Genomic DNA, 24,270 nt, shown 5'->3' on the forward strand with positions numbered 1-24,270 from the left:
TGACGACTCGTAAAAGATAGAAAGGAACACTATGGCTTTATTAACATTACGATTGGAAGGCGACCCCATCCTGCGTAAAAAGGCAAAACCCGTGCGGGAAGTGACGCCGCATGTAAAGGCACTGTTGGATGCGATGCTAGAAACCATGTATGCCGATCAGGGCGTCGGTTTGGCGGCTCCGCAAGTAGGACGTTTACGTCGCCTGATTACCGTGGATGTCGGAGAAGGACCGTATAAAATGGTAAATCCGGAAATCCTGGAGCGCTCCGAAGAACAACAATTGGATATTGAGGGGTGTCTCTCCGTGCCACATTTTAATGGGACGGTGTATCGTCCCAAGCGCGTTACGGTACGCTATACAGATGAAAACGGAGAAGAGCAGACGGTGGAAGCCGAAGACCTCTTTGCCCGTTGCCTCTGCCATGAGATCGATCATTTGAACGGCATTCTGTTCCGCGACCTGGTAGACGAGGTCATCGATATGGAGAACCCGAGCGACGAGCAGATTGCCTATATGCAGGAGCATCATTTGCTACCGGAAAAGAGCGATGTAGAAGAAACACCGTCGGCAGCTGAAGACGAGGAGGCGTAATGCGTATTGCATTTTTCGGCACGCCTGATTTCGCGTTACCGGCGCTACAAGCGTTACAAGAAGCGGAAGATATGGAGGTCGTGCTGGTCGTTTCTCAACCGGATCGCAAGCGATCTCGCGGTAAGTGCACACCGACTCCGGTAAAGGCTGCCGCTTTACAGTGGGAACTGCCGGTGTTAACGCCCGAATCCGTGAACAGCCCATCGGTCCGGGAGGAATTGGAAAAAGCTGATCCCGCGTTTCTCGTGGTCATCGCTTACGGACAGAAAATCGGTTCAGCCCTTTTGGACGCCTATGCCGGTCGCATTGTGAATATTCACGGTTCACTCTTGCCTCACTATCGCGGTGCGGCGCCCATACAGCGTGCGCTCTTGAACGGTGAAGAAACCATGGGCGTGAGCGCGATGTTGATTAATGAAACGATGGACGGTGGCGATGTGCTTGCCACTGCTTCTTTAACGACGGGAGACAGTGATCTGACAGAGATTACTGAACGCTTAAGTCGTCTTGGCGCATCGTTACTGTTGGACACGCTGCGTCACTATAAAGAGCGCTTTGATGCGCGCATACCTCAAGATGACAGTCATGCAACCTATGCAGAAAAGATCAAAAAAACGGATGGTCAATTGGACTTTTCACAAAGTGCAAAGGCCTTGTTGTGGCGCATCCGTACGGTAAAGGACTGGCCGGGGGCCAAGCTTTTGCTGGATGGAGAAACGTATAAAATTCATAAAGCCCATGCCGCGCAGGCCGATAAGAAAGGGCGAATCGGCGAAATTATGCAGGCGGATAAAAATGGTATTGCGATACAAACGGGAGATGGCCTGCTGGTGGTGGATGAAATTCAAGCACCGAATAAAAAAGCGATGGCAACGGAAGCCTTTTTAAATGGTCATACCATTCCTGTCGGTACTTGTATTACGCCCTGGGACACGGAAGCGAGGAAATGATGCCGGCAAAACATTCGGCGCGCGGCATTGCTTTAGCTGCTCTATGCCGCAGTGAAAAAGAAGGGGAATCGATGGAGCGGTGTCTCAATCGCTCCGATAGCTTGCTTTCGGATCCGCGTGATAGGGCATTCTCGCGACAGCTGGTTTATGGCGTTCTCGAGAATCGCCGCCTGTTGGATACGTTATTAGATGACGCTTCGAAATTCCCTATGAAAAAGCAGAAGCTGCGCGTGCGCAATTTGTTGCGCATGGGAGCGTATGAACTCTTTTTCCTGCATACGCCCTCTCATGCAGCGATCAATGAAACGGTAACATTGGCGCATGCCGCGGCAAAGGCTCAGAAAAACTTTATCAATGCGGTATTGCGTGCTCTGTGGCGTAAGGAGGAGGCAATACAGTTGCTTTTGAGCGACACGTCTTCGTTACCGCCGGCGGTACGCTATTCGCTTCCCGATTGGATGGCGGATTATTTGGCGACGTGTTTTGCACCGGCATCTTGGGAATCCGTTTTGCGTCTGCAAAACCAGCCGGCACCCATCAGTCTCTTTGTCGCCCCTTCCTGCGATAGGGATGCGGTCGAAGAGGAGCTTGCTACGATTCTGCCCCATGTGAGAAAGGGCACTCTTTCGGAGCATTGTCTTTTATGCGATGGCGGCGCTATTACCGAAACCGATGCGTTTCAAAGCGGTCGCATCTCCATTCAATCCCAGCCCGGCGTGCGGGTGGCGGAGATTGCCGTTGAAGGCATGGAGAAACCTCGGATTTTGGATCTTTGTGCCGCTCCGGGAGGAAAATCAGTCGCTATGAAATTATTGGCACCGGGAAGTTCCGTGGTATCGAATGATGCTGTGCCCGAAAAAATGCGTTATTTACGGGAGAATGCTGCACGCATGCAAACTCATTTGGAACTGGTGACCGGGGATGCCCGTCAAGAACGTCAGGAGTGGCGGGGTGCTTTTGATGTGGTGCTGGTGGATGCGCCCTGTTCCGGCTTAGGCCTTTTAGGACGCAAACCGGATATACGCTGGAACCGTCAGCCGGCCGATTTGCCGGCGTTACAGACGTTACAAAAAGAAATTTTGCATACGGCCGCGCATTATGTCAAACCGGGCGGCCGTCTGGTTTACAGCACCTGCACCTATGGGACAATGGAAAACGAAGACGTCATTGCTTCTCTTTCCGATGCTTGGTCTGCGGAAGCGATTGGCGATAAGGATGTTTGCCGTTATTCCCCATTGGATGAGCAAGCAGACGGCTTTTTTATGGCGCGATTTCGGCGTCAGAGGTAAGCCGGTCGGGAGAATGGTATAATGACGAAGAAAGGAAGGACGCTATGCAACGAGCGCTCAATGCTTACTTGCCGGAAGAGATCTGTGCATGGGCAAAAGAGCAGGGCTTGCCGGCTTTTCGCGGCAAACAGCTTTTTCACTATTTTCATGTTGAGCGCGGACTTTCTGTAGAGAAAGCCAACGTTTTGCCCAAGGCCGTGCGCGCGTTGACAGCCGCCTATCCGATTCGAACCGCAGAGGCCGTCAAGGTCCTGCGTTCACGCGACGGCAGCGCTAAATATCTGTTGCGCTTAGAAGATGGTTCCATCATTGAAACGGTCTTCATGCCCTATGCGGATCGCAATACCCTTTGCGTTTCTTCGCAAGTCGGTTGTCGCATGGGCTGTACATTTTGTGCCTCGACAAAGGCGCCGTTCGGACGTAGCTTGCAAGCCGAAGAAATTTTGGCACAGGTGTATCGCGTGGAAGAGTGGGAAAAAGCCAATATCAGCCGTATCGTACTCATGGGCATCGGAGAGCCGATGGATAATTATGAAGAGGTGATGCGCTTTATTCGACTGATTACCGCTCCGGAAGGAAAGAATCTTAGCCAGCGGCATATTACGCTGTCTACATCCGGGATTGTTCCGGGGATTCGACGACTCATGGGGGAGGATTTGGCGATCAATTTAGCCATTTCGCTTCATGCCACATCAGATGAACGGCGGCAACGTACGATGCCGGTGGCCAAGCGGTGGTCCATTGACCAGATTCTCGAAGCATGTCGGGACTATTTTTCTTATACCGGCAGGCGCGTAAGTTTTGAATATGCCTTAATTCAGGGAGAAAATGATCGTAAAGAGGATTTGCTTTGGCTTTGCGAGCATTTAGCGGGACCGGGATTTCATATCAATCTCATCCCACTAAATGAGATTGATGAATATGACGGTAAAGCTGCCGAAACCACTGCCATTCGCCATTTTGCTAAGGCGCTCGAGGATGGTGGCGTGCATGTGAGTGTACGACAAAAACGCGGTGCCGATATTGATGCGGCATGCGGGCAGTTGCGCATAATGTATGAAGGAAGGGGAAGGGGTTAATGCATACCTATTCCATAACAGATGTCGGGCGTTTGCGCGCTATGAACCAGGATAGATTTTCCAATTATTTTCATCCGCGTTTTTCGCTGTTGTTGCTGGCGGACGGCATGGGCGGCCATAATGCAGGTGAAGTAGCGGCGTCCATGGCCATTGAGAATACACAAGATTATCTCATGGCCTATAAAGAGCGTGAGGATTATGCTCGTCTTCTGACGGAAGCTGTACAGGCAGCCAATACTGCTATTTATGAGGAAGGCAAAAACGTGGCGGAATATCGTCGTATGGGTACGACGATCTGCTGTGCTGTCGTCACCGGTGATAAGCTTACGATTGCGCATGTAGGGGACAGCCGCATTTATCTCTTCCGCGATCGAACGCTGCATCAATTGACACAGGATCATTCTTTGGTGGCGGATCTGGTTCGACAGGGCCTGTTGACCCCGGAAGAGGCATTGGTTCACCCGGATCGCAATACGTTAACGCGTGCCGTGGGAACCGATCCGGCAATTGACGTGGATACGCGAGAGATTGCGCTGGCAGAGGGGGATCGCATCATGCTCTGCAGTGACGGATTAACCAAAATGGTGGAGGACGCCGCGATCGCATCGATTCTCGGCGAACAAAGCAATGTGCGTATGGCCTGTGAAACCTTAGTGGAACAGGCGAAAAACAATGGCGGTGCGGATAATATTACGATTACCTTGTACGACATAGGAGATGACCATGAATCCGATTGTGCTGAATAATCGCTATCGACTGGCGCAACGCATTGGGCATGGTGGTATGGCCTATGTTTATGAAGCGGAAGACCTGGTGCTGAAGCGTAAAGTCGCCGTAAAGATCCTCAAAGAACAATATCTTGAAGATGAGGAATTTGTACAAAAATTCGAAAATGAAGCCTTGGCGGCAGCCTCGCTGAACCATCCCAACATTGTAAACGTCTATGATGTCGGTCGCGAAACGATTGAGGATCGCACGTTGCATTACATTGTGATGGAGCTGATTGAAGGCACTACGTTAAAGGAAGCCATTCAGGCTCACGGCACGATGAGTTCGGCTGTCATTGCCAAGACAGGACGTCAAATTGCGCTGGCGCTGCAACGTGCTCACGAGCATGATTTGGTGCATCGAGACATTAAGCCGGCTAATATTCTTATCACGAAAACCGGTGACATCAAGGTTGCCGATTTTGGTATTGCGCGCATTACCTCGGCATCGACGGTGACGTTGACCAACAATATTTTGGGCACGGTGCATTATATTTCGCCGGAACAGGCCAAGGGACAGGCAGTGGACGTTAAGTCCGATATTTATTCGCTGGGTGTGGTGATGTATGAGATGGCCACTGGTGCGGTGCCTTTTGATGCGGAAACGTCGGTAGGGATCGCGATGAAACAGATTCAGGAAGCGCCGATCCCTCCGATCGAACGAAATCCGGCGTTGCATCCGGGACTGAATCGTATCATTTTGCGCTGTCTTGAGAAAAATCCTTCGGATCGATTTGCTTCGGCAGAAGAGCTGGCGGATGCGTTGGACAACTATGATGCGTTAGAGGACACCATGTTTTTGCCTCCGGTGACGCATGCAGCAGTAAAACCACGTGTGGAGAGAAAACCGGGCCCACCGGAAGCCGTGTATCAAAGCCGTGGCAACATTGAACCGGAAGAAGACAACAGCAAACGTCCGATGATGCGAACCATTGCTTTGTTGGCAGTCGTTGGAATCATCGCTCTTTTCAGTCTCTTGTTCTTCTTTTTCCAACGGCAACAGGCGGAAAAGGAGCGTAGCATCATGGTTCCCGCTGTCATCAATTTGGATGAACAGGCGGCCTTGGATTTGCTGGCAAAGGATGGATTAAGCGGCGTCGTAAAGCAACGAAAAGCCGATGATGAAATCGAAAAAGGCGTTGTGATTGATCAGAGCATTATGAGCGGCACCCCGGTGGAGAAGGGCACGACGATCAATTTAGTCGTGAGCACGGGTAAAATGCACAAGGCTGTACCGAATGTAGCTGGTCTCTTGCGGGATGATGCGGTGAAGCAACTACAAGAAGAGGGCTTCCGCATCGGGCAAACCAGCTTTGCCTTTGACGCCAACGTACCGAAAGACCAGGTCGTTCGCACGGATCCGGCGGCGAATGCTCAGTCGGAGACGGGCGCACGTATTAATCTGATCATCAGTCGCGGACAGGAAGCGGTGATGACGGTTGTGCCGGTGTTGATTAATAAGACACAGAATCAGGCTCTTGCCGCGATCAATGAGGCCGGTCTTAAATTGGGGAAACTGAACACTGCTTTCAGCACCTATCCTTCCGGTACGGTGATTGCGCAATCCATCACAGCTGGTACGCAGGTGGAACAAAACAGTGCGATTTCCATTACGGTATCCATGGGCAAACAAAACTCGGATTCTTCGGAAGCGAACGCCGCGCGTAAGATGATCTATTATACGAGCATCTATCCGCCCGCAGGTAAGAAGAAGTTTGAAGTGACCATTTATGATCTGAACGAGTCTCGTGAAAAACCTGTTTATAAAAAAGTCTTTTATGCCTCGGATGTCAATGACAAAGGTTATATTTCCGCCAAAGTTGAGGCGCTGGAGGGGGCACAGTTTGCAACCTATATCGACGGCGTTCCTGCCGATACGGCCAGACAAAACACGAACGGTGGAAGAGATAAATAGTACAAGGAGGCGATGTGCCGCAGGGTCATATTATTTCATCGGAAAAGGACCGCTATGAGATTGTGGCGGAGGGAAACGAAGAAGGCATTGTTTCACTTTTCGCGAAAGGCCGTGGCGTTTTTCGGGATAAATCCATTCGTCCCATGATTGGCGATTATGTGATTTGGACCAAGGCGGAGCAGGATGAGGAGGCCACGATCACGGAAATATTACCACGCAAGAACAGCCTTCTGCGCCCGCCGGTTGCTAATGTGGATCAGGTGTTGGTGGTAGAAACGTTAGTAGAGCCCATGGTAAATGCCCTGCAACTGGATAAGCTTCTTGTGGTGTTGGAGAAACGTTGCTTTCCGGTACTCCTCTGCTTTAATAAGATGGATCGCACCGATGAATCCTTGCGTGACGCTTGGGTCAAGCGCTATCGCTTAGCGGGTTATCCTGTTTTTTCGATTAACGCTATGGATGGCAGCGGCGTTCCGCCCCTGGAAGAAGCCCTGGCAGGAAAGCTCACCGCCATCGCCGGACCTTCCGGCGCCGGAAAAAGTACGCTGATACGGCGCTTGAGCGGCGAAGATTCCATAGTGATCGGATCCCTCAGTGCCAAGACAGCACGCGGAAAACAGACGACACGGACCAGTCGTCTGTTTCACATTGGCGAAGAGGCCTATATCTTTGATACACCGGGCTTTTCCTCTTTGGATCTGCGCGATTTTGCATCACCGGCGGAAGTGGGAGAGGCGTTTCCGGAAATTTGTCGTTACAAAGCAATGTGCCGGTTTCGGAACTGTACCCACCGAAAAGAGCCTCATTGTGCGGTGAAAGAAGCAGTGGAAAGCGGGAACATGGCACCTGAACGCTATGCGTCCTATTTAGCACTATATGCGGAAATCGAAAATCGCTCTTAAAGAATCCGGAGCGAAGGGAACGGAAAGGGAGAGTCATGGAACGCCAATTGGTGCCGTCGCTATTATCGGCGGACTTTTATCGTCTCGAGGAAGAACTGGCAGCTGTGGAGCGAGCCGGCGTGACGCATCTGCATTTGGATGTGATGGACGGTCAATTTGTGCAAAATATTTCCTACGGGCCGGGGGTTATTGCGAAATTGCGGCCGCATACGGACCTGTTTTTTGATACGCATTTGATGGTGCGAGAGCCTTCGTATCTTTTTCCGGCGTTCCAAAAAGCCGGCTGTCAATTGCTTACCGTACACTGGGAGGCAGTGACGCATCTGCATCGTGCCATTCAGGAGATCCATGCTCTGGGCATGAAAGCAGGCGTTGCTTTGAATCCGGCCACACCGGCCTCGGTATTGGAAAGTATATTACCGGATCTCGATCTCGTCCTGGTCATGAGTGTGAATCCCGGCTTTGGCGGACAATCTTTTATCACCACGATGCTGCCCAAGATTCGTCAGGTTAAGGCGATGATTGAGGCTTCAGGCCGTCCCATTATTCTGGAAGCGGATGGTGGTATTAATCTCGGCAATGTGGATGAGGTGCTTGAAGCGGGCTGCGATTGGGTTGTCGCCGGTTCGGCGGTCTTCGGTAAGGATACCGAAAAAGCGGCAAGGGCATTTCAGGAGCATCTTGGGAAATGAAAAGAGCAGGTGTTATTGCGGCGGGCGAGAGCCTTCCCGAGCCGGAACAGCTTCTCCATTTACTGGACAGCACAGACATGGTGCTATGCGCGGATGGTGGCTTCGATGTGTTGTTGAGCCTTGACCGCGAAGCAGATCTATTGCTGGGGGATTTTGACTCTTCTCGTGTATCGCCAGAGAATGCGCACTTCAAACACTATGAAAAAGCGGGAAAAGTCTTGCGCTTTCCGGTAAAAAAAGATCAAACCGATACGGAATTAGCGCTCTCGTATTGCCTGGAGCACGGTTTTAACGAAGTGCTTCTTTTTGGCGCCATCGGATCGCGCCTGGACCACAGTATGATTAATATTGCGATGATGGAACGCTTTGCAAAACAGGGAATGTCCATCATCCAGTACACAGAAAATAATTGTGTTCGTTATTTACGGCCGGGCACCTATCGATTGCCGAAACGAACGGCAGAATGGTACACCTCCTTTATGCTTTTTTCGGGAAGTGTGCGTTTAAGCCTTGTCGGATTTGAATATTCATTGGATCGTGAAATATTGGAAGCCGGTTCATCACTTGGCATATCGAATCATATTTTGAGCGAAGAGAATGTAGTGGTTGTAGAAAGTGCGGAAGGCACGGGCGTTTTTTGTTTTCAATCTCGAGATCGAAAAACGCAGGGATGAAAAATTCGTACAAAAAAGGGAGTGCGAACGCACTCCCTTTCTCTTTGTTTTTTTGTATTTTAATTTTCTGCTTCTGCGCTTTCGGTAACCGCTTCCTGCGTTTCTTCAACAATAACAGCTTCCGTGTTCGCTTCTTCTACCGTATAAACGGAATCGGTCGGACGATTCCGATTGGCTAAACCGGAACGCAAGCAACGGGAGCAGACGTACATACGCTTCGGGGTCCCGTTTTCATCATAGACACGGACGCGACGAAGATTCGGCGTCCACGTACGACGAATGCCTCTATGCGAAAAGGTAACGTTGTTACCGGCTGCTTTCGATTTTCCACAAATACCACAAACTCTCGACATACTTTCCTCCTGCCCATACTTTTACTTAACATGGGTATTATAACAAACCAAACAGCCTCTAGCAAATGATTCCATGCATTTTATCCGCACTTTTACGGAAAAAGACAAAGGGTAAGGAGGAACAAAGGCTGTTTTTATTATGCTATAATTACTATAACTTGTATGCATACAAAGGAGGAGCCATGTCTTCAAAAATTATTAATGAATATGGTGACGTCACGATAGAAGATGATGTAATCGAACGTATTGCGAGCCAGGCAACCATGGAATGCTATGGGGTTGTCGGTCTGGCTGCCCGCGATTCCCGCGATAATATTTATCGTTTGTTGCGCTTGGAGAATATGAGCCGCGGCGTACGTGTGATCAGCAGTGGAAGAAATTGCGTTGTGATTCAACTGCATGTCATTATGGAATCCGGAGTACGCATTTCCATGGTAGCTGAGAACATCATCGATACAGTGAAATACAATGTGGAATCCAAAACGAACCTTACCGTGAGCTCTGTGGATGTCATGGTGCAAGGCTTGCGTGTATAAGGGGGCGGATGTGGAACGGATTGATGCAAAACAACTGAAAGCAGGCTTTCAAAAAGCCTGTGAAGTATTGGATTTCCACAAAGCGGAAGTGAATGCCCTAAACGTGTTTCCGGTTCCGGATGGCGATACAGGCACGAACATGAGTCTGACGATGAAATCTGCCGTGGAAACGGTAGAACATGCGCCGGAAAGTATAGAAGCGCTGGCAAAAGCGCTGGGCAGCGGCTCTTTGATGGGAGCACGAGGTAATTCGGGCGTTATTCTGTCGCAGCTGTGCCGTGGTATGGCGCAGGCGCTTAAGGGCAAGGAAGTAATCCTTCTTTCCGATATTCCGGACGTGTTTGAAGCGTCGCGTGCGAAGGCGTATAAAGCAGTCATGCAGCCGACAGAAGGCACGATTCTTACGATTGCACGTGCCATGAGCGAATTTGCACAGAAAAACAGGGGCGAATACGACGATATTCTGCTCTTTTTGAAAGATATTTTGCGCTATGCCAATCATGTGCTGCAACAGACACCGGAAATGCTGGCAGAACTAAAAGAAGCCGGTGTGGTGGATGCAGGCGGACAGGGGCTTGTCTATTTGCTTTGCGGTTTTGTGGAATCGCTGTCGGGCGAAAATCTGAAAGCGCTTCTGGAGGAGTCTAAAGCGGAAGCGCCGCATGTGGAGACGACGGAAGAAGGGCGCGACAATGCACTGAAAGCAGAGAAAGAGTTTTTTGTCAGCTTTGACATCAGTGACATTGAAGAAGCGCGTTTATTGCGTCATCTGGAGCACTACGGGGTGTTGCATACCATTGAACACATCGATCGAGGTTTTCATGTAGAAGCATATACGGATACCCCGATCAAGCTTTTAAACAGCCAGGATAAAAGAGGCAAAATACTTGAAGTGCATGTGGTAAGCACGCGGGAGCATGCTGTACGCAAAAGTGAAGAAGTGCAAGTCGTTTCGGAACCGATCCGGCCGCAAGAGCCGGAAAAATCGAAGGAACCTTTGCGTCGTTTCGGCTTTGTTGCCGTATGTATGGGCGAAGGCTTCACGTCGCTCTTTAAAGACATGATGGTGAATGAAATTGTCTCCGGCGGACAAACCATGAACCCTTCGACACGTGATTTACTCGAAGCGGTCGAGCGCGTGCCGGCGCAGTCCGTCTTCATTTTGCCGAATAATAAGAATATTATTCTGGCAGCGGAGCAGGTGCAGGAATTGACGGAAAAACAGGTGTATGTGATTCCTTCGCGAAGCATGCCGGAAGGGATTATGGCTCTGTTTAACTTTGATGATACGGCCACGGCGAAAGATAACTTCGAGCAGATGAAGAGCAGTCTTTCGGATGTTGTTACGGGGCAGGTGACCTATGCGGTACGCGATACGGAAATCAGCGGACTGGCAATCCACAAAGGCGATCGCATTGGTCTTATCGGCAATGAAATTGTCATGACGGCGCCCGAAGATGAGCAACTGGTACTCCAATTGGTCGAAAAATACTGGAAACCGGCGTATACGCTGCTCACGGTTTATGTGGGCTCGGATGCGGAGGAAAGTAAGGCGGAAGCCTTGCAAAAAGCGTTGACACAGAAATGGCCGGATATCGAAGTAGAGTTTTTACACGGCGGTCAACCGGTATACCCCTATATCTTCTCAATGGAATAATCATGGAACTCACGGCTTTAAAAGGAATCGGACCCAAACGGGCAGCATTGTTTGCTCGTTTGGGTTTGTTGTCTGTAGAAGCCCTTTTACTGGACTTTCCCATACGCTATGAAGATCGCTCGAAGCCGATAACAGTATCGGCACTGACACAAGATACGAATAGCGAAAGAAAGGTAGTAAGGGCACGTTTGACGCGTCTGGCACGCCCGGTGCGTTTGGGAGGAAGACGTTCTCTCTTGCGCGGATCGATTGCCGATGCTACGGAAAGCGTCGAGGTGGTATGGCACAATCAACCCTATCGTAGCGCCGGCCTTACCATCGGCAGCGATTATTACTTTTACGGTTCCTATGATGCGGAAAAAAACGTGCTTTATGATCCGCAAGTCGGAATGATTGACGACTCGAAAGCGCAGGCATTCCTAGGCATTTTTCCAGTGTATTCGTTAACCGAAGGACTGACGAATAACGTACGTCGTCAAGCGATTCGTGAAGCCTTAAAGTGTCGGGATCTCGTCGAAGATCCTCTGCCGGTTACTTGGCAAAAGGAGCTTGGTTTGCATCCGCTGGAATCGTTACTTGAGGCACTTCATTTTCCGGCTTCTTTAGCCATCGCTCAACAGGCACAGAAGGAACGGCTAAAGCGCGAGGCCTTGGAAACAGCGCTGTTGCGCCACTTTTTAGCCAAGGAAAGACAGCAAAAGCACAGTATACCGCTTCCGCGCGTTTCTCTCGAAGCGTATCGAGAGCGCCTCCCCTTTGTATTGACGAAGACCCAAGAAGAAGCCGTTCAAACGCTTATAACGCAATTGGTATCATCGCAACCGATGAACACTCTGTTGCAAGGGGATGTAGGCTCTGGGAAAACCATCGTTGCCTTTCTTGCGGCGGCTCATGTCTTAGAGAACGGATCCGGCGTGGCTTTTATGGCACCTAGCGAAGTGCTTGCGCAGCAGCACGCTCAAAAAGCGCGTTCATTTTTTTCTCATCCGATCTATCTGTTGACCGGGTCCACACCGAACGAGGAACGAGAGCGGGTCGAACGCGCAGCACGTGAAGGAAAACCAGGTATTTTTTTCGGTACACATGCTCTTTTTCAGGAGCGTGTGCGTTTTTCACATCTCGGCTTGGTCATTACGGATGAGCAGCATCGCTTTGGCGTCAGACAACGCGCAAAGCTGCAGGAAAAGCTTGAAGAACCCAATACGTTGGTATTAAGTGCTACGCCCATTCCGCGTACAATGCATCTTGTGGAGCTTGGCGATTTGGATCTGGTACGTTTAACGGATCGGCCGCCTGGACGTGGTTCGATCACGACACGCGTTGTGGATCGTCGCTCGGAAGGCGCCTGCTATCGCGCCATCGCCGGACAGATTGCCAAAGGTCGGCAGGCATACATTGTTTGTCCTCTGATCGACAGCGGAGAGTCGGACTGGCAGTACTGGTCGGTGGCGGAAACGCTTGAACGCGTAAGAAAAGCGATGGACGAAGAAGGGGAAAAACGCGGTAGGACGATCACCGTGGATATATTGACAGGAAGACAATCGGCGGCCGATAAAGAGGAGGCGATGGCGCGCTTTTATCGGGGAAAAACGGATCTGCTCATTGCGACGACGGTTATTGAAGTCGGGATTGATGTGGCTAATGCGACAGTGATGATGATTGCCGGTGCAGAGCGTTTCGGCTTGGCTCAGTTGCATCAGCTTCGCGGGCGCGTCGGTCGCGGCAAGGAAAATGCCTATTGTATCCTCATGCTGCATACGGCAGGGCAGTCGCATCGAGAACGGTTAAAGATTCTTGAGAAAACGCAGGACGGATGGCTGATTGCAAAAGAAGATTTACTAAGCCGCGGCGCAGGCGATCGACTGGGCACGGAGCAACACGGCCTTTTTGTTTCCGAGGACGAGAACCTGGCCATGCGAGAGGCGAGACAGCAGGTAGAAGACTGGCTTACGACACAGAAACGGGCCTTAGACCGACCGGAGGATCTGCCGAAAGCGCTCGGAAATCGACTGTATACCTTGCTTCAGCGTGTGCGTACGATTACACTGAATTAATCAAATCCTGAAGAGAAGGGAGAGCGTTATGCATGTCATTACCGGAATCAATCGCGGCATGAAATTGTTGCCGCCCGGAAAACACGACCGTACTCGACCGACGGAGGACAAAACCAAGGAATCGGTGTTCGATGTGTTGCAAACCATTCAAAAAGATGCCGTGGTATTGGATCTTTTTGCCGGCACGGGACAAATCGGGATTGAATTTTTATCGCGCGGTGCAGGACGTGTTGTTTTTTGTGAAAAGTCCCGCAGTATGGGAGCGATTTTACGCGAAAATATCCGGAAGACAGGTCATGAAGAGGAAAGTACGGTCTTATTGTGCGATTATCGCCGTGCGCTGGCGGATTGCGATACGCAATTTGATTATGTCTATTTGGACCCTCCCTTCGGTTTTCATATGGAAGAGAAAGCCATTGCTTTACTGCGGCGTCTGAATCGCATGAAGAAAGGCGGCCTGATCATCGTGGAATCCGGCCTTAAGCGCGGAGAAACGGAGCCCGAAGAGACGGAGATGTACGGCTTTCGTTTAGTGTTTCAGCGGGCGTACCGCAGCCAGCTCATACGTATGTTCAAGGAGGAAGTATGAAAGTCATTTTTCCGGGGAGCTTCGATCCCGTTACAAAAGGGCATCTGAACCTCATTTATCGCGCCGCTAAATTATTTGATGAAGTTATCGTAGCCGTGCTCATCAATCAAGAAAAACCACCGCTGTTTACACCGGAGGAAAGAATTGAAATGATTCGGGAACTGATGTATGATTATGACAATGTTTCCGTAAAGTTATTTTCCGGACTTCTGGTGGATTTTGTACGGGAAGAGAAGGCGGATGCTGTGATTCGTGGGCTTCGCACTTCACAGGATTTTCTCTATGAGCGGCAGCTATCGCTGCTTAATCATTCGCTGTACAGTGATATGGAAGAGATTTTTCTGTTTACGGATGGTAAATATTCTTATGTCAGTTCGAGTTTTGCGCGCGAAGTTGCAAGCTACGGCGGAGACGTTTCCGGCATGGTGACGGAAAACGTTGCGGAAAGACTTCGGAAGAAGTTCGAGTAGCGGGCATTCATCAGGAGGAAGCCATGGATATTTTGCAATTAATTGAAGAGCTGGAAGACGAGATGGATGATGCGACGAGCATTCCTTTATCTAAGAAAGTAGCCATTGATCCGGATACTATTTTTGAGATTATTAAAGAAATCCGTGCCAGTTTGCCGGAAGAAATTCGTCAGGCAAAATGGGTGAACGAAGAAAGAGATCGCATTCTGCAGGAAGCCAATGATCAGGCACAGCAGCTTATCGATCAGGCGAAGCAACGCGCAGCGGAATCCGATCAGGATACCCAAAAACGCTTCAACGAGCTGGTGAATGACCATCGCATCACACAAGAAGCTACGAAGAAGGGCGAAGCTATGATCGAACAGGCCAAAGAACAATCCCGTCAGATACGACAGAGCGTGTTCGCCTATGTTGATGAAATCTTATCCAATACGCAGGACAATTTAAATTCTGTGATTGCCGAACTGGATCACAATCGCAGCGAGCTGAAGTAGGGAATAACTCGGGCAGAAGGATGGCTTGCGCCATCCTTCTTTTTTTTAAGGAGAAATTATGGCACTCACACTGCATGATTTTCAAATGGCCATGGGCGAACATGTTTGCCAAGCAGCACAGGAAAGAGTCGAAATACGCGCTATCTCGTATAATTCCAAAGAGGTCGTGCCGGGCACTTTGTTTTTCTGTAAGGGGAATCATTTTAAGCCATCCTATTTGAAGGAGGCGTTGGAGCGGGGCGCGGTGGCCTATGTGGCAGAGACGGATTTCGGCGAAGGCGTACCGCATATTCTCGTGGATAATATGCGCCATATACTGGCCCCCTGTGCGCGGCTTTTTTATGGCGATCCGCAGAAAAAACTGCAACTATTGGCAGTAACCGGAACCAAGGGGAAATCCTCTACGGTTTGGTATCTCAAGTCCATTTTGTCGGCTTACTGCAAAAAGCATGATCTTGGACCGGTCGGCTTTCTGACATCCATTTCCAACTTTGACGGCGGGGAAGAGAAAACCAGCACGCTGACAACACCAGAGCCTTTCGAGCTTTATGCGATCTTATCACGTTGCGTGGAAAACGGCGTTCGGTACGTGGCTTTTGAAGTATCCTCTCAAGCCTTAAAGGTGGAACGCACGGCAGGCCTTCATTTTGTTATGGGTGCTTTTTTAAACATCAGTCCGGATCATATTTCTTCCATCGAACATCCGAATTTTGAGGATTATTTTCAGTCCAAATTGCGGCTGTTCTCCCAATCGGATATTGCCATTATCAATATCAACAGCGACCACCGCGAAGAGATTGAAGCCGCCGCGGCCTCCTGTAAAAAGATTGTGCGCGTAGGCTTCAGCAATCAGAGCGATGCTGATGTTACTGCGACCATAAACGATCATCATAAAGGGATTTCGTTTACGGTACAGGCCGATGGCAAGTCTATTCCTCTGCACTTGCCGGAAATCGGAGACTATGCCATGCAAAACGCAGCAGTAGCCGTGACGATGGCGTTGGAAGCGGGCGTGCCGGCCGAAGAGATCCCAGGCGCTTTAGAATCGGTGCACATCCCGGGGCGCATGGAATTTCTGTCAACGGGAGACGGCATGATCCGCTCCATCATAGATTTTGCCCACAACGGCGTCAGCTTTTCTGCTGTTTTTGAAGCAGCGCATCGTCAATTTCCCGATTGTGCGATGCTTACGGTATTCGGCTCCACCGGTGGAAAGGCTGTGAATCGCCGCGCTGACCTGGGACGTGTTGCCGATACGTACGCCGATCGCATCATTTTAACAATGGATGATCCCAACGCGGAACCCTTGTCAAGTATTTATAGCGATATTGAAAAGTCCATTCGGCAAACGCCGTACGAAACGATAGACGATCGCAAAGCCGCCATAGAAAAGGCTATGGATTATGCGAAAGAATATGCCAAAAATGGAAAAAAGTCGATGCTACTGTTATTGGGCCGAGGTAATGAGACCACGATGTACGTGGATGGTGTGGCTCGCCCCTATGGCGATGATCGCAGCATCCTTACTCCTTTATTTACCGCTTATGATAAAAAGACTGAGTAAGATCCAGATTTTCGAGATCGTAGAGCCATTCGTAGAGACGTTGGGCCTTTTGGTCCGTCAAAAATAAGGGATCATACGCTCCGGGACGCAAGCGCCCGGGCGTTTTTTGATAGACGGGCAGGACGACGTCACGCAGTAATGCCGCGCCGGTACGATTAAACGCCAAGGGACGAACATAGGATAGCGGAGCAATGTCTGTCTTTTGGATGCCGAGGAGAGTCGTCAAAAGCAAACGACGATAACGGGACTTCGACTGTCGTTTATTCGAAGCGGCATTAATGGCGCCTTCCAGTGAATCAGCCTGTTGCAGGGCCGCTTCCAAGCGATATTCCATGCCCGCCTCATAGTGAGGAGAGCACGAAAAATCCAGCGGATCCAAAATGGTACGTGCTTGCACATAGTAGAACAGCTTCTCTATGGATCCGCCCAACGGATGAGAGAGAACGATAGCGGGATCCGCAAGATCCTTTAAAGCAGGATGTTGCAAAAGCTGATCTGAATTGGCATCTGTTTTTGCAGCGATGCTTTCTTCTCGTAGAGAACGGAGCGCGTGGCGCAGCTGTGTTGCCGTGGGCGACGTGGAAGGACGCGCCACCTTCAGAATTTCCCACGAGAGATTTTGCTCTTTCAAGGCTTTTTCGTATTGTTTGGCTAAAATTTGATTTGGTAACCAATTTCTGCCACTTGCCAACGAAAAGGCACGGCGATACGACAAACCTTGCCTCAGTCGACGAACCAGGTCTTTTTCGAAGGTTGCATTTTCTGAAAAAGGCGCTTCTCGAAGAGCCGTTTCCTCCACGCCAAAGGCGATCGCACAAACGGCGGGTACGGCGGCTAAGACTTGTATTGCCCCCGCTGCGTAGCGATCTGCGCTTTGTAATACGAAACCCTGCGGGACTTCCAACACCAGATCCACACCGTGACGAATGGCCTGTGCGGCGCGCGTCCACTTATCCGTCACAGCAGGGAGACCTCGCTGTACAAAGGGGCCGGACATAGCCGCCACCACGGCAGAATATTCGGTTTTTGCGCGTTCAATGAGGCGAATGTGCCCGGCATGCAGCGGATTCCATTCGCAGACGATGCCGCAGGCACCTTGTTTTTTTGTCATGGCTTCTCCTTTGGATTGGAAATTATTCTTATCATTGATTATAATGCTTCTTTGCAGGAGTCGCAGAGGAGAATGCTTGACAACGCCTTTTTCCCTGTTTATAATTCTTGTGTTAATCTAATCCAAAATCAGGAAGAAGGAGGTGTTCCGATGGCAGTACCCAAGAGAAAAACGTCAAAGCAAAGAAGAGACAAGAGAAGAGCTTCTTCCTATCGTTTGAAGACATATGCGACGGTAAAATGCCCGAACTGCGGCGAAGCAAAATTACCGCATCACATTTGCCCGCATTGCGGATACTATGATGGAAAAGAAGTTATTCAAATCGGTGAGTAACCGAAAAGGTGCGGAACACTCCGCACCTTTTTTTAATAAGAGAAGGCAGGGAGAACATGACAAAAATCATAATTGATGCACTGGGCGCTGATGCCGGCGTGTCCATGGTGGCGTCAGCCATTAAATTGGCACTAAAAGAGCGCAATTTTAACTGTGTTGTGGTCGGACCTGCTTCTGTATTAAAACCGGCACTTGGCGCCGAAAGACGCGTGGAAATTGTGGACACGGACGTCTGCATTTCCAATGACGAATCACCGGTATTTGCGATTCGCCGCAAGAAAAAGGCAAGCCTGGTGTTGGCCTATCAGCGCCTCAATAGTGATGGAGATGTTCTCCTCTCGGCCGGAAGTACGGGAGCATTGCTGGCAGGTGGCTATTTTTTGGCTAAGCGTCTGCCCGGAATGGAGCGTTTGTGCCTGGTTCCCACCGTGCCACATCAAAACGGCAGTGTTTTGTTAGCGGATTCCGGCGCGACGATGGACACGACCCCGCTCATGCTCTTGCAGTTTGCTACCATCAGCGCGATCTATGCGCGTAAGGCACTTGGAAAAGAGCATCCGCGCATCGGCTTATTAAACGTCGGCGCTGAAGCAGAAAAAGGAGACAAGCGGGCAGTGGAAGCCTACCGCTTATTGCAGGAAAGTCCGCTTAATTTTGTCGGCAATATTGAAGCCCGTGATGTGCTTTTTGCTGATTATGATGTTCTGGTGGCAGACGGTTTTGCCGGCAATGTGGCGCTGAAATCCATGGAAGGCACGGCACAATTCGTGCTGAAAACCTTGAAAAATGTGCTCTATGAAAACTGGAAAACGAAAATGGGTGGCTTGCTGATCAAAAGCTCGCTAAAGAAAGCATTTGCTTCCATGGACTATCGGGCGCATGGTGGCGCGCCGTTGCTCGGAGCACGTAAGCCAATTTATAAAGCACATGGCAATTCCAACGCCGAGACCTTTGCACTAGCCATTCAGGAAGCCTTGGATTTTGCGGAAAGCGGCGTGATTGAAGAAGTTGAGACGTCGCTGAAGGAGAGTGACCATGAAAGCTGATGAACTTGAAAAATTTCAGGAGCAACTGGGCTACCATTTTCATAATCCCTCCTTGTTGGAATTGGCAATGGTGCATCGGTCACTCATCAATGAAGCGCCTGAGCGCTATCCCGAGAGCAATGAGCGACTGGAGTTTTTGGGGGATGCCGTATTAGAACTCATTACGACGGATCATTTTTTCCGGCATCATCCGGAGGATCCGGAAGGTGAATTATCCCGCAAGCGTGCACTGGCGGTTTGCGAAGCTTCGTTTGCCCGCTTGGGAAGAAACATCGGCCTTTCCGAGCTATTGCAGCTCGGGCATGGGGAAGAAATGCAAGGCGGAAGAGAGAAACCTTCGCTTTTAGCGGATGCCTTTGAAGCAGTTTGCGGTGCGATTTATTTGGATGGCGGCATGGATTTTTTATGGCCATGGTTTACCGATAAACTGGATGCCATGCATGATAAACTGGAAGCCTCTTCCGTGGATACGGACGCCAAATCGGCATTGCATCGCTATATTTTGCATAATGGACTGGAACAGCGCTATATCGTTTTAGAAGAAAGCGGACCGTCTCATGCACGCCATTTTCGCGTAGCGGTGGAAATTGACGGAGAAAGAATGGCGGAAGGCGCAGGGACCAGCAAAAAACGAGCCGAAGCGGATGCGGCACATAAGGCTTTATTGCACCTTAAAAAGCAACAGAAATAAGAAAAGCCATTGAATAAAGAATAAAGACGGAGAAATGCATTGCGACTGAAGAGATTGGAACTGTACGGATTTAAATCCTTTGCAGAAAAGACCACATTACAATTTAATGATGATTTTGTGGCCGTTGTGGGCCCGAACGGTTCCGGCAAGTCCAATCTTTCCGACGCCGTGCGTTGGGTATTGGGCGAGCAGTCGGCCAAAGCGCTGCGCGGCAGTCGCATGGAAGATGTTATTTTTAACGGCACCGACAAAAAAGCGCCCATGAATTTGGCACAAGTGGTTTTGATTTTTGACAATGCCGACGGACAGATTGCGCTTCCTTATGAAGAAGTGAGTGTTGCCCGAAAGGTGTATCGCAACGGCGAAGGCGAATACTTTATCAACAATCAACAGGTGCGTCGCAAGGATATCAATGAACTGTTTTTGGATACCGGTGTGGGCAAGGAAGGATATTCCATTATCGGACAGGGGCGCATTGATGAGATCCTGAGTACACGAAGCGAAGATCGTCGCAGCATTTTTGAAGAGGCGGCAGGTATTGCGAAATTCAAGTATAAAAAAACGGAATCCCTGCAACGTTTGGATCGCACCGAACGGCAGTTGGATGAAGTAACGCGTGATCTGGATCTCAAAGAGCAGGAAGCCCGTCTCTTAAAACGACAGGCGGACAATGCGAAACGCGGTCGCCGTCTTATGGGGGAATTGGAGCAACACGAGTTGTCTTTGCTCAAACGGCAGCAAGAGGTGACGCGTGAAGCACTCACAAAGATTAATGCTGATTTGGACTTGAACACCGCAGAAACGGAAGCGCTGAAAAATGAACTGACGGCGTTGGCCGAAAAAGCACGTCCGTATGAGACGTTTTTGCATGCTTATGAATCGAAACGGCAAACCTTGTTGGAAGCCGTGAGCAAACTGGAGCGTGACCTGCAGAAAGAGGAAACGCAACACAGTGTGGCAGTAGAAAAAATCCAGTTTTACGAGCAGGATCTTGCCCGCTTGGATGCAGAAGAAAAGGCAGCGGAAGAGCAGGAACGCGCGATTTCGGCACAAATTGATACGATCGGGCAGGAAAAGGCACGTCTCGAACAGACGTTAAAAGAGATTTCTGATCAGGCAGACCATCTGACAGAGGAGATGGGCGCTGCCGATCCGGCGATTGCTCAAAAAACGCAGGAAGCGGAGGCCGAATTACGCCGTCTGCGCGAAGCACTTTCGGTGTTAGCCTATCGTCGAGAAGAAGCAAAAAAAGCGCAGCAACAGTTGCAACACGAAAAAGACGAGAAAACGGCATTGGCAAAGACGCTTGCGGAGGAACACAACGCACTTACCGAAAAGCGCGATGCGAAGGAAAAGGCATTAGAAGAGCAACTGCATGAGCAGGAAGCGCGTCATAAGGCACGTGCTGCTTGCGAGGAAGAAATGCGTCGTTTAACCGAGATAACGGATCGGTTGACGGAAGAGAAGCGGAAAAATGACGCCAAGCGCGCAGGTGCTTTAACGCAAGAAAAGATGTTGCATGCGCTCATGCAACAATATGAAGGCTACCAGCGTTCCGTGCAAAATCTGTTGCGCAGCGCCGATCAGGATCCCTCGATTAAAAAGCATCTTATCGGTCCTTTGGCGGACCTGATACGGGTAGAACCGGGCTATGAAACCGCTGTCGAAGTGGCGCTGGGTGGGGCTCTCCAGAACGTGGTGGTAGAAAGCGAACAGGATGCAAAAGTACTCATTCAACTTTTGAAGGAGCGGCATCTCGGTCGTGTGACCTTTTTGCCGATCGATCGCATCCGCGGTTCGCAGCCTGTGCTTTCTGATGCTCCCGAAGCGCTCTGTAATGGCGTAGATGCGGTACGTTATGATGACAATATTGACGCCATCGTCACACATTTTCTGGCGCGGACCACATTTGTGCGCACGATCGACGATGCCCTGCGTTTATCGCATCGCGGCAATGAACACAATCGCCTGATCTCCCTGGAGGGTGATGTATTAAATACCTGGGGCTCCATGGTCGGAGGTACCGTGCATCGCCGCAATGAAGCGTCGCTTTTAAATCGCGATCGTGAGCTGGAAGCGTTACAGAAGACGATTGCTGCGTGCGAAGCAAGCGATAAAGAAAATGCTTTGGCCCTTCAAAAAGCACAAGAGGAGCGACGTGAACAGATGGCCGAGCGAGATCGCCTGTCGGGGTGCTTGGAAGAGGATCAGGCGCTCGAGCGAAAATTGCGCGCCGAACTCGAACAATTGCGCCTTGCGATGATGGAAAAGCAACGCGAGCAGGAAGAAGCGGCAGCGGTCCTTTCTCGCGAGGATGCCTTTGTGGCCGATGCCTTTGTAAAACAGGAAGCGGAATTAAAAGCCCGTGAGACGGAAGCACTCTCTGCCTTTAATACCTGGAAGGAACAAGAACAGGAACAGCTGAAGTTGCGACAGGGCAAGGAAAAAGAAGCGGCTTTACTGGAGAATAAAAAAGAATACTACAAAAAAGATCTTGAGCAATGCTCTCGTCGCTTAGAGGAACAACAAACCCAGCTACGCACCTTACAGCAGCAGAAGCAATTTCGCACCGAACAAAAACAGGAAGCCGAACGGGTGGTGGAAAACAGCCGCGTTTTGATGCGCGAAGGGGAAGCCCATCGCCTGCAATGGAAGGCGGAATGGGAAGAAAAACGTCGGGCAATGGATGCATTGACTGAAGATCATCGCATGCAGCACGAGAAGGCGGATCAAATCGTGCAACAGCAGGCACAGAAAAACGAGCGACTGCAGGAACTACAGAATGCAGCATATCGCCTGCAGGTGGAGAAGGAACAAAAAGAGCAGCAGGAACAGCAAAGACTGGAAGACTACCGTGCACAATATGATCTCTCTGCGGAGATGGTCGAAGAGCGCTTACGCACATTGGTGCCGGTGGAAACCACTCGTCAACAGGTGCTGGAACTGAAAGAAAAACTGTCAAAAATCGGGTATTTCAATGTCGAAACCATCGAGCAATATCAAGCAATTGCCGAAGAACTGGATTTTCTGAAGCAACAGATGGAGGATCTCAAAAAATCACGCCAGGACATTGAAGATTTAATCCGCGAGTTGGATGCGACGATGGAGGAAATGTTTACGGACAGTTTCCGTCGCATGAATGAGGAATACAATCGTATTTTTCAAATCCTGTTCCGTGGAGGGCAGGCACATTTGCGCCTGGATGGTACGGATGTATTAACGGCAGGTGTCGAAATTGAAGCGCAGCCGCCCGGCAAAAAACTACAGAGTCTGAATCTGTTATCCGGCGGAGAACGATCCATGACGGCGTTGGCCCTGCTATTTGCCATCTTTTCCATTCATCCTACGCCGTTTTGCATTTTGGATGAGATTGATGCTTCCTTGGACGAAGCCAATATCGGTCGCTATGTGGACTATTTGCAGAGCATTTGTAATGAAACGCAATTCATTGTCATTACGCATCGCAAGTCAACGATGCAGTTGGCGGAAACGCTCTATGGTGTAACCATGCAGGAAGGCCTCTCGCATGTGGTATCGCTGCGGTTTAAGGATTTTGAAGATGAGGCAGATCAAGCCATGAGAAAGGACGTGTGATGGGACTCTTTGACTTTTTGAAAGAAGGCCTGCAAAAAACCAGAGACAGTATCGGCGGAGCTCTTGACAATCTTTTTAACGGTCGCGCAACCATTGATGACGAATTATTCGATGAAATTGAAGAAACATTGGTTTCGGCCGACATGGGCTTTGAGACATCGATGGAGGTGATTGATGCCTTGCGCGATGCCGTGGCGGAGGAACACATTCGCGATCCGCAGCTGGTGCGGGTGCGCTTGGTCGAGATCATGAAAGAAAAATTGCTTGCCGCCAACTTGGAAACCGCTCTGATCGAAGAACCGGGTCATCCCATGGTGATTCTCGTGATCGGCGTCAATGGTGTCGGTAAGACGACAACCATCGGAAAATTGGCTAATCATCTGAAACAACAGGGGAAATCCGTTTTGCTTTGCGCTGCAGATACGTTTCGTGCGGCAGCCATCGATCAGCTGGAAGAATGGTCCCATCGTGCGGGCGTAGACATTGTCCGTCGTGAGGAGGGAGCGGATCCTGCTTCCGTTGTTTATGACGGCATTCATGCCGCCCAGGCACGCGGCACAGATGTTCTCATCTGTGATACAGCCGGTCGCCTACATAACAAAAAGAATCTCATGCAGGAGCTGGAAAAGATATATCGCATTATTGCGCGCGAATATGAACAAGCAACGCTGGAAACCCTTCTTGTCCTAGATGCGACGACGGGGCAAAATGCCATTTCGCAGGCGAGAGAATTTAATAAGGTTACGAATATTACCGGGCTGATTCTCACAAAATTGGACGGCACTGCGAAGGGCGGCGTGGTCTTCCCGCTGCAATTAGAGGTGAAGGTGCCGGTGAAGTTTATCGGCGTGGGGGAACAGATGAATGACTTAAGACCGTTTTCCGTAGAACCTTTTGTGGATGCCATATTTTCGTAAG

General features: G+C 50.1%; 21 protein-coding genes and 2 pseudogenes. 21 read left to right on the forward strand and 2 right to left on the reverse strand.

All coding sequences use genetic code 11. The features are described from left to right. Nucleotides 1–31: 31 nt before the first annotated feature. The 9 genes and pseudogenes from def to BN98_RS01905 all read left to right on the forward strand — a co-directional run. Nucleotides 32–472, forward strand: a pseudogene (gene def / locus BN98_RS01865) (peptide deformylase); the annotation flags it as partial. A 119-nt stretch (nucleotides 473–591) separates the two neighbouring features. Then, nucleotides 592–1,542 (forward strand): methionyl-tRNA formyltransferase, encoded by a 951-nt coding sequence (gene fmt, locus BN98_RS01870; protein ID WP_019190020.1) that lies wholly within the window; start codon nucleotides 592–594, stop codon nucleotides 1,540–1,542. After that, a complete protein-coding gene (locus tag BN98_RS01875) occupies nucleotides 1,539–2,831 on the forward strand; it encodes a transcription antitermination factor NusB (RefSeq protein WP_019190019.1) in 1,293 nt (430 codons plus the stop codon). Before fmt ends, BN98_RS01875 begins: the two co-directional genes overlap by 4 nt. A 44-nt stretch (nucleotides 2,832–2,875) precedes the next feature. Continuing rightward, complete coding sequence (gene rlmN / locus BN98_RS01880) at nucleotides 2,876–3,910, forward strand: dual-specificity RNA methyltransferase RlmN (protein ID WP_019190018.1); 1,035 nt, start codon at nucleotides 2,876–2,878, stop codon at nucleotides 3,908–3,910. Next, a complete protein-coding gene (locus BN98_RS01885) occupies nucleotides 3,910–4,656 on the forward strand; it encodes a Stp1/IreP family PP2C-type Ser/Thr phosphatase (protein ID WP_019190017.1) in 747 nt (248 codons plus the stop codon). Before rlmN ends, BN98_RS01885 begins: the two co-directional genes overlap by 1 nt. Next, the gene (gene pknB / locus BN98_RS01890; protein WP_019190016.1) at nucleotides 4,634–6,592 is read left to right on the forward strand and encodes a Stk1 family PASTA domain-containing Ser/Thr kinase; all 1,959 of its coding nucleotides are present in this window, start codon (nucleotides 4,634–4,636) and stop codon (nucleotides 6,590–6,592) included. The genes BN98_RS01885 and pknB overlap by 23 nt, the downstream gene beginning before the upstream one ends. Nucleotides 6,593–6,606: 14 nt before the next feature. Then, complete coding sequence (gene rsgA / locus BN98_RS01895; protein WP_019190015.1) at nucleotides 6,607–7,494, forward strand: ribosome small subunit-dependent GTPase A; 888 nt, start codon at nucleotides 6,607–6,609, stop codon at nucleotides 7,492–7,494. Between the two features lie 35 nt (nucleotides 7,495–7,529). Then, complete coding sequence (gene rpe / locus BN98_RS01900) at nucleotides 7,530–8,186, forward strand: ribulose-phosphate 3-epimerase (protein ID WP_019190014.1); 657 nt, start codon at nucleotides 7,530–7,532, stop codon at nucleotides 8,184–8,186. Beyond that, entirely contained in the window at nucleotides 8,183–8,860 is a 678-nt protein-coding gene (locus BN98_RS01905; protein ID WP_019190013.1) for a thiamine diphosphokinase, read from the forward strand. The genes rpe and BN98_RS01905 overlap by 4 nt, the downstream gene beginning before the upstream one ends. 167 nt (nucleotides 8,861–9,027) lie before the next feature. Here the strand turns inward: BN98_RS01905 and rpmB are convergent. Continuing rightward, a pseudogene (gene rpmB / locus BN98_RS08550) lies at nucleotides 9,028–9,213 on the reverse strand (50S ribosomal protein L28); the annotation flags it as partial. Between the two features lie 182 nt (nucleotides 9,214–9,395). Here rpmB and BN98_RS01915 point away from each other — a divergent pair. The 7 genes from BN98_RS01915 to BN98_RS01945 are packed head-to-tail and all read left to right on the forward strand — an operon-like array spanning nucleotide 9,396 to nucleotide 16,577. Then, nucleotides 9,396–9,749, forward strand: coding sequence for an Asp23/Gls24 family envelope stress response protein (locus BN98_RS01915; protein ID WP_019190011.1), 354 nt, complete (start codon nucleotides 9,396–9,398; stop codon nucleotides 9,747–9,749). A gap of 10 nt (nucleotides 9,750–9,759) precedes the next feature. Then, a complete protein-coding gene (locus BN98_RS01920; protein WP_019190010.1) occupies nucleotides 9,760–11,406 on the forward strand; it encodes a DAK2 domain-containing protein in 1,647 nt (548 codons plus the stop codon). 2 nt (nucleotides 11,407–11,408) lie between these two features. After that, a complete protein-coding gene (locus BN98_RS01925; RefSeq protein ID WP_019190009.1) occupies nucleotides 11,409–13,460 on the forward strand; it encodes an ATP-dependent DNA helicase RecG in 2,052 nt (683 codons plus the stop codon). 28 nt (nucleotides 13,461–13,488) lie between these two features. After that, nucleotides 13,489–14,049, forward strand: a complete 561-nt coding sequence (locus BN98_RS01930; protein WP_019190008.1) for an RsmD family RNA methyltransferase — start codon at nucleotides 13,489–13,491, stop codon at nucleotides 14,047–14,049. Further along, complete coding sequence (gene coaD, locus BN98_RS01935) at nucleotides 14,046–14,519, forward strand: pantetheine-phosphate adenylyltransferase (protein WP_019190007.1); 474 nt, start codon at nucleotides 14,046–14,048, stop codon at nucleotides 14,517–14,519. Before BN98_RS01930 ends, coaD begins: the two co-directional genes overlap by 4 nt. 23 nt (nucleotides 14,520–14,542) lie before the next feature. Next, on the forward strand, nucleotides 14,543–15,013 hold the full coding sequence (locus BN98_RS01940; protein ID WP_019190006.1) for a hypothetical protein: 471 nt from the start codon (nucleotides 14,543–14,545) through the stop codon (nucleotides 15,011–15,013). A gap of 58 nt (nucleotides 15,014–15,071) precedes the next feature. Then, entirely contained in the window at nucleotides 15,072–16,577 is a 1,506-nt protein-coding gene (locus tag BN98_RS01945; RefSeq protein WP_019190005.1) for a Mur ligase family protein, read from the forward strand. Here the strand turns inward: BN98_RS01945 and BN98_RS01950 are convergent. Beyond that, complete coding sequence (locus BN98_RS01950; protein WP_019190004.1) at nucleotides 16,549–17,688, reverse strand: nucleotidyltransferase family protein; 1,140 nt, start codon at nucleotides 17,686–17,688, stop codon at nucleotides 16,549–16,551. The genes BN98_RS01945 and BN98_RS01950 overlap by 29 nt on opposite strands. A gap of 150 nt (nucleotides 17,689–17,838) precedes the next feature. Between BN98_RS01950 and rpmF the strand changes: the two genes are divergently transcribed. Genes rpmF through ftsY form a run of 5 tightly spaced genes read left to right on the forward strand, consistent with a single transcriptional unit; the run spans nucleotide 17,839 to nucleotide 24,269 of the window. Beyond that, nucleotides 17,839–18,021 (forward strand): 50S ribosomal protein L32, encoded by a 183-nt coding sequence (rpmF, locus tag BN98_RS01955; RefSeq protein ID WP_019190003.1) that lies wholly within the window; start codon nucleotides 17,839–17,841, stop codon nucleotides 18,019–18,021. 56 nt (nucleotides 18,022–18,077) lie between these two features. Beyond that, nucleotides 18,078–19,067 (forward strand): phosphate acyltransferase PlsX, encoded by a 990-nt coding sequence (plsX, locus tag BN98_RS01960; RefSeq protein WP_019190002.1) that lies wholly within the window; start codon nucleotides 18,078–18,080, stop codon nucleotides 19,065–19,067. Then, entirely contained in the window at nucleotides 19,057–19,758 is a 702-nt protein-coding gene (gene rnc / locus BN98_RS01965) for a ribonuclease III (RefSeq protein WP_019190001.1), read from the forward strand. Before plsX ends, rnc begins: the two co-directional genes overlap by 11 nt. Before the next feature lie 39 nt (nucleotides 19,759–19,797). Beyond that, entirely contained in the window at nucleotides 19,798–23,352 is a 3,555-nt protein-coding gene (smc, locus tag BN98_RS01970; RefSeq protein WP_019190000.1) for a chromosome segregation protein SMC, read from the forward strand. Continuing rightward, a complete protein-coding gene (gene ftsY / locus BN98_RS01975) occupies nucleotides 23,352–24,269 on the forward strand; it encodes a signal recognition particle-docking protein FtsY (protein ID WP_019189999.1) in 918 nt (305 codons plus the stop codon). The genes smc and ftsY overlap by 1 nt, the downstream gene beginning before the upstream one ends. The last annotated feature ends 1 nt before the right edge of the window (nucleotide 24,270 follow it).

This window comes from Levyella massiliensis, from assembly GCF_000308275.2.
GTDB classification, from domain to species: Bacteria; Bacillota; Clostridia; order Tissierellales; family Peptoniphilaceae; genus Murdochiella; species Murdochiella massiliensis_A.

Bases quoted from the DNA above. Each gene is read 5' to 3' on its own strand.
- plsX (WP_019190002.1), top strand. From the start codon at position 18,078: ATGACAAAAATCATAATTGATGCACTGGGCGCTGATGCCGGCGTGTCC.
- BN98_RS01945 (WP_019190005.1), top strand. From the start codon at position 15,072: ATGGCACTCACACTGCATGATTTTCAAATGGCCATGGGCGAACATGTT.
- pknB (WP_019190016.1), top strand. From the start codon at position 4,634: ATGAATCCGATTGTGCTGAATAATCGCTATCGACTGGCGCAACGCATT.
- BN98_RS01915 (WP_019190011.1), top strand. From the start codon at position 9,396: ATGTCTTCAAAAATTATTAATGAATATGGTGACGTCACGATAGAAGAT.
- BN98_RS01940 (WP_019190006.1), top strand. From the start codon at position 14,543: ATGGATATTTTGCAATTAATTGAAGAGCTGGAAGACGAGATGGATGAT.
- rnc (WP_019190001.1), top strand. From the start codon at position 19,057: ATGAAAGCTGATGAACTTGAAAAATTTCAGGAGCAACTGGGCTACCAT.
- ftsY (WP_019189999.1), top strand. From the start codon at position 23,352: ATGGGACTCTTTGACTTTTTGAAAGAAGGCCTGCAAAAAACCAGAGAC.
- rpmF (WP_019190003.1), top strand. From the start codon at position 17,839: ATGGCAGTACCCAAGAGAAAAACGTCAAAGCAAAGAAGAGACAAGAGA.
- BN98_RS01885 (WP_019190017.1), top strand. From the start codon at position 3,910: ATGCATACCTATTCCATAACAGATGTCGGGCGTTTGCGCGCTATGAAC.
- BN98_RS01905 (WP_019190013.1), top strand. From the start codon at position 8,183: ATGAAAAGAGCAGGTGTTATTGCGGCGGGCGAGAGCCTTCCCGAGCCG.
- fmt (WP_019190020.1), top strand. From the start codon at position 592: ATGCGTATTGCATTTTTCGGCACGCCTGATTTCGCGTTACCGGCGCTA.
- rpe (WP_019190014.1), top strand. From the start codon at position 7,530: ATGGAACGCCAATTGGTGCCGTCGCTATTATCGGCGGACTTTTATCGT.
- coaD (WP_019190007.1), top strand. From the start codon at position 14,046: ATGAAAGTCATTTTTCCGGGGAGCTTCGATCCCGTTACAAAAGGGCAT.
- BN98_RS01950 (WP_019190004.1), bottom strand. From the start codon at position 17,688: ATGACAAAAAAACAAGGTGCCTGCGGCATCGTCTGCGAATGGAATCCG.
- rlmN (WP_019190018.1), top strand. From the start codon at position 2,876: ATGCAACGAGCGCTCAATGCTTACTTGCCGGAAGAGATCTGTGCATGG.
- BN98_RS01930 (WP_019190008.1), top strand. From the start codon at position 13,489: ATGCATGTCATTACCGGAATCAATCGCGGCATGAAATTGTTGCCGCCC.
- BN98_RS01875 (WP_019190019.1), top strand. From the start codon at position 1,539: ATGATGCCGGCAAAACATTCGGCGCGCGGCATTGCTTTAGCTGCTCTA.
- BN98_RS01925 (WP_019190009.1), top strand. From the start codon at position 11,409: ATGGAACTCACGGCTTTAAAAGGAATCGGACCCAAACGGGCAGCATTG.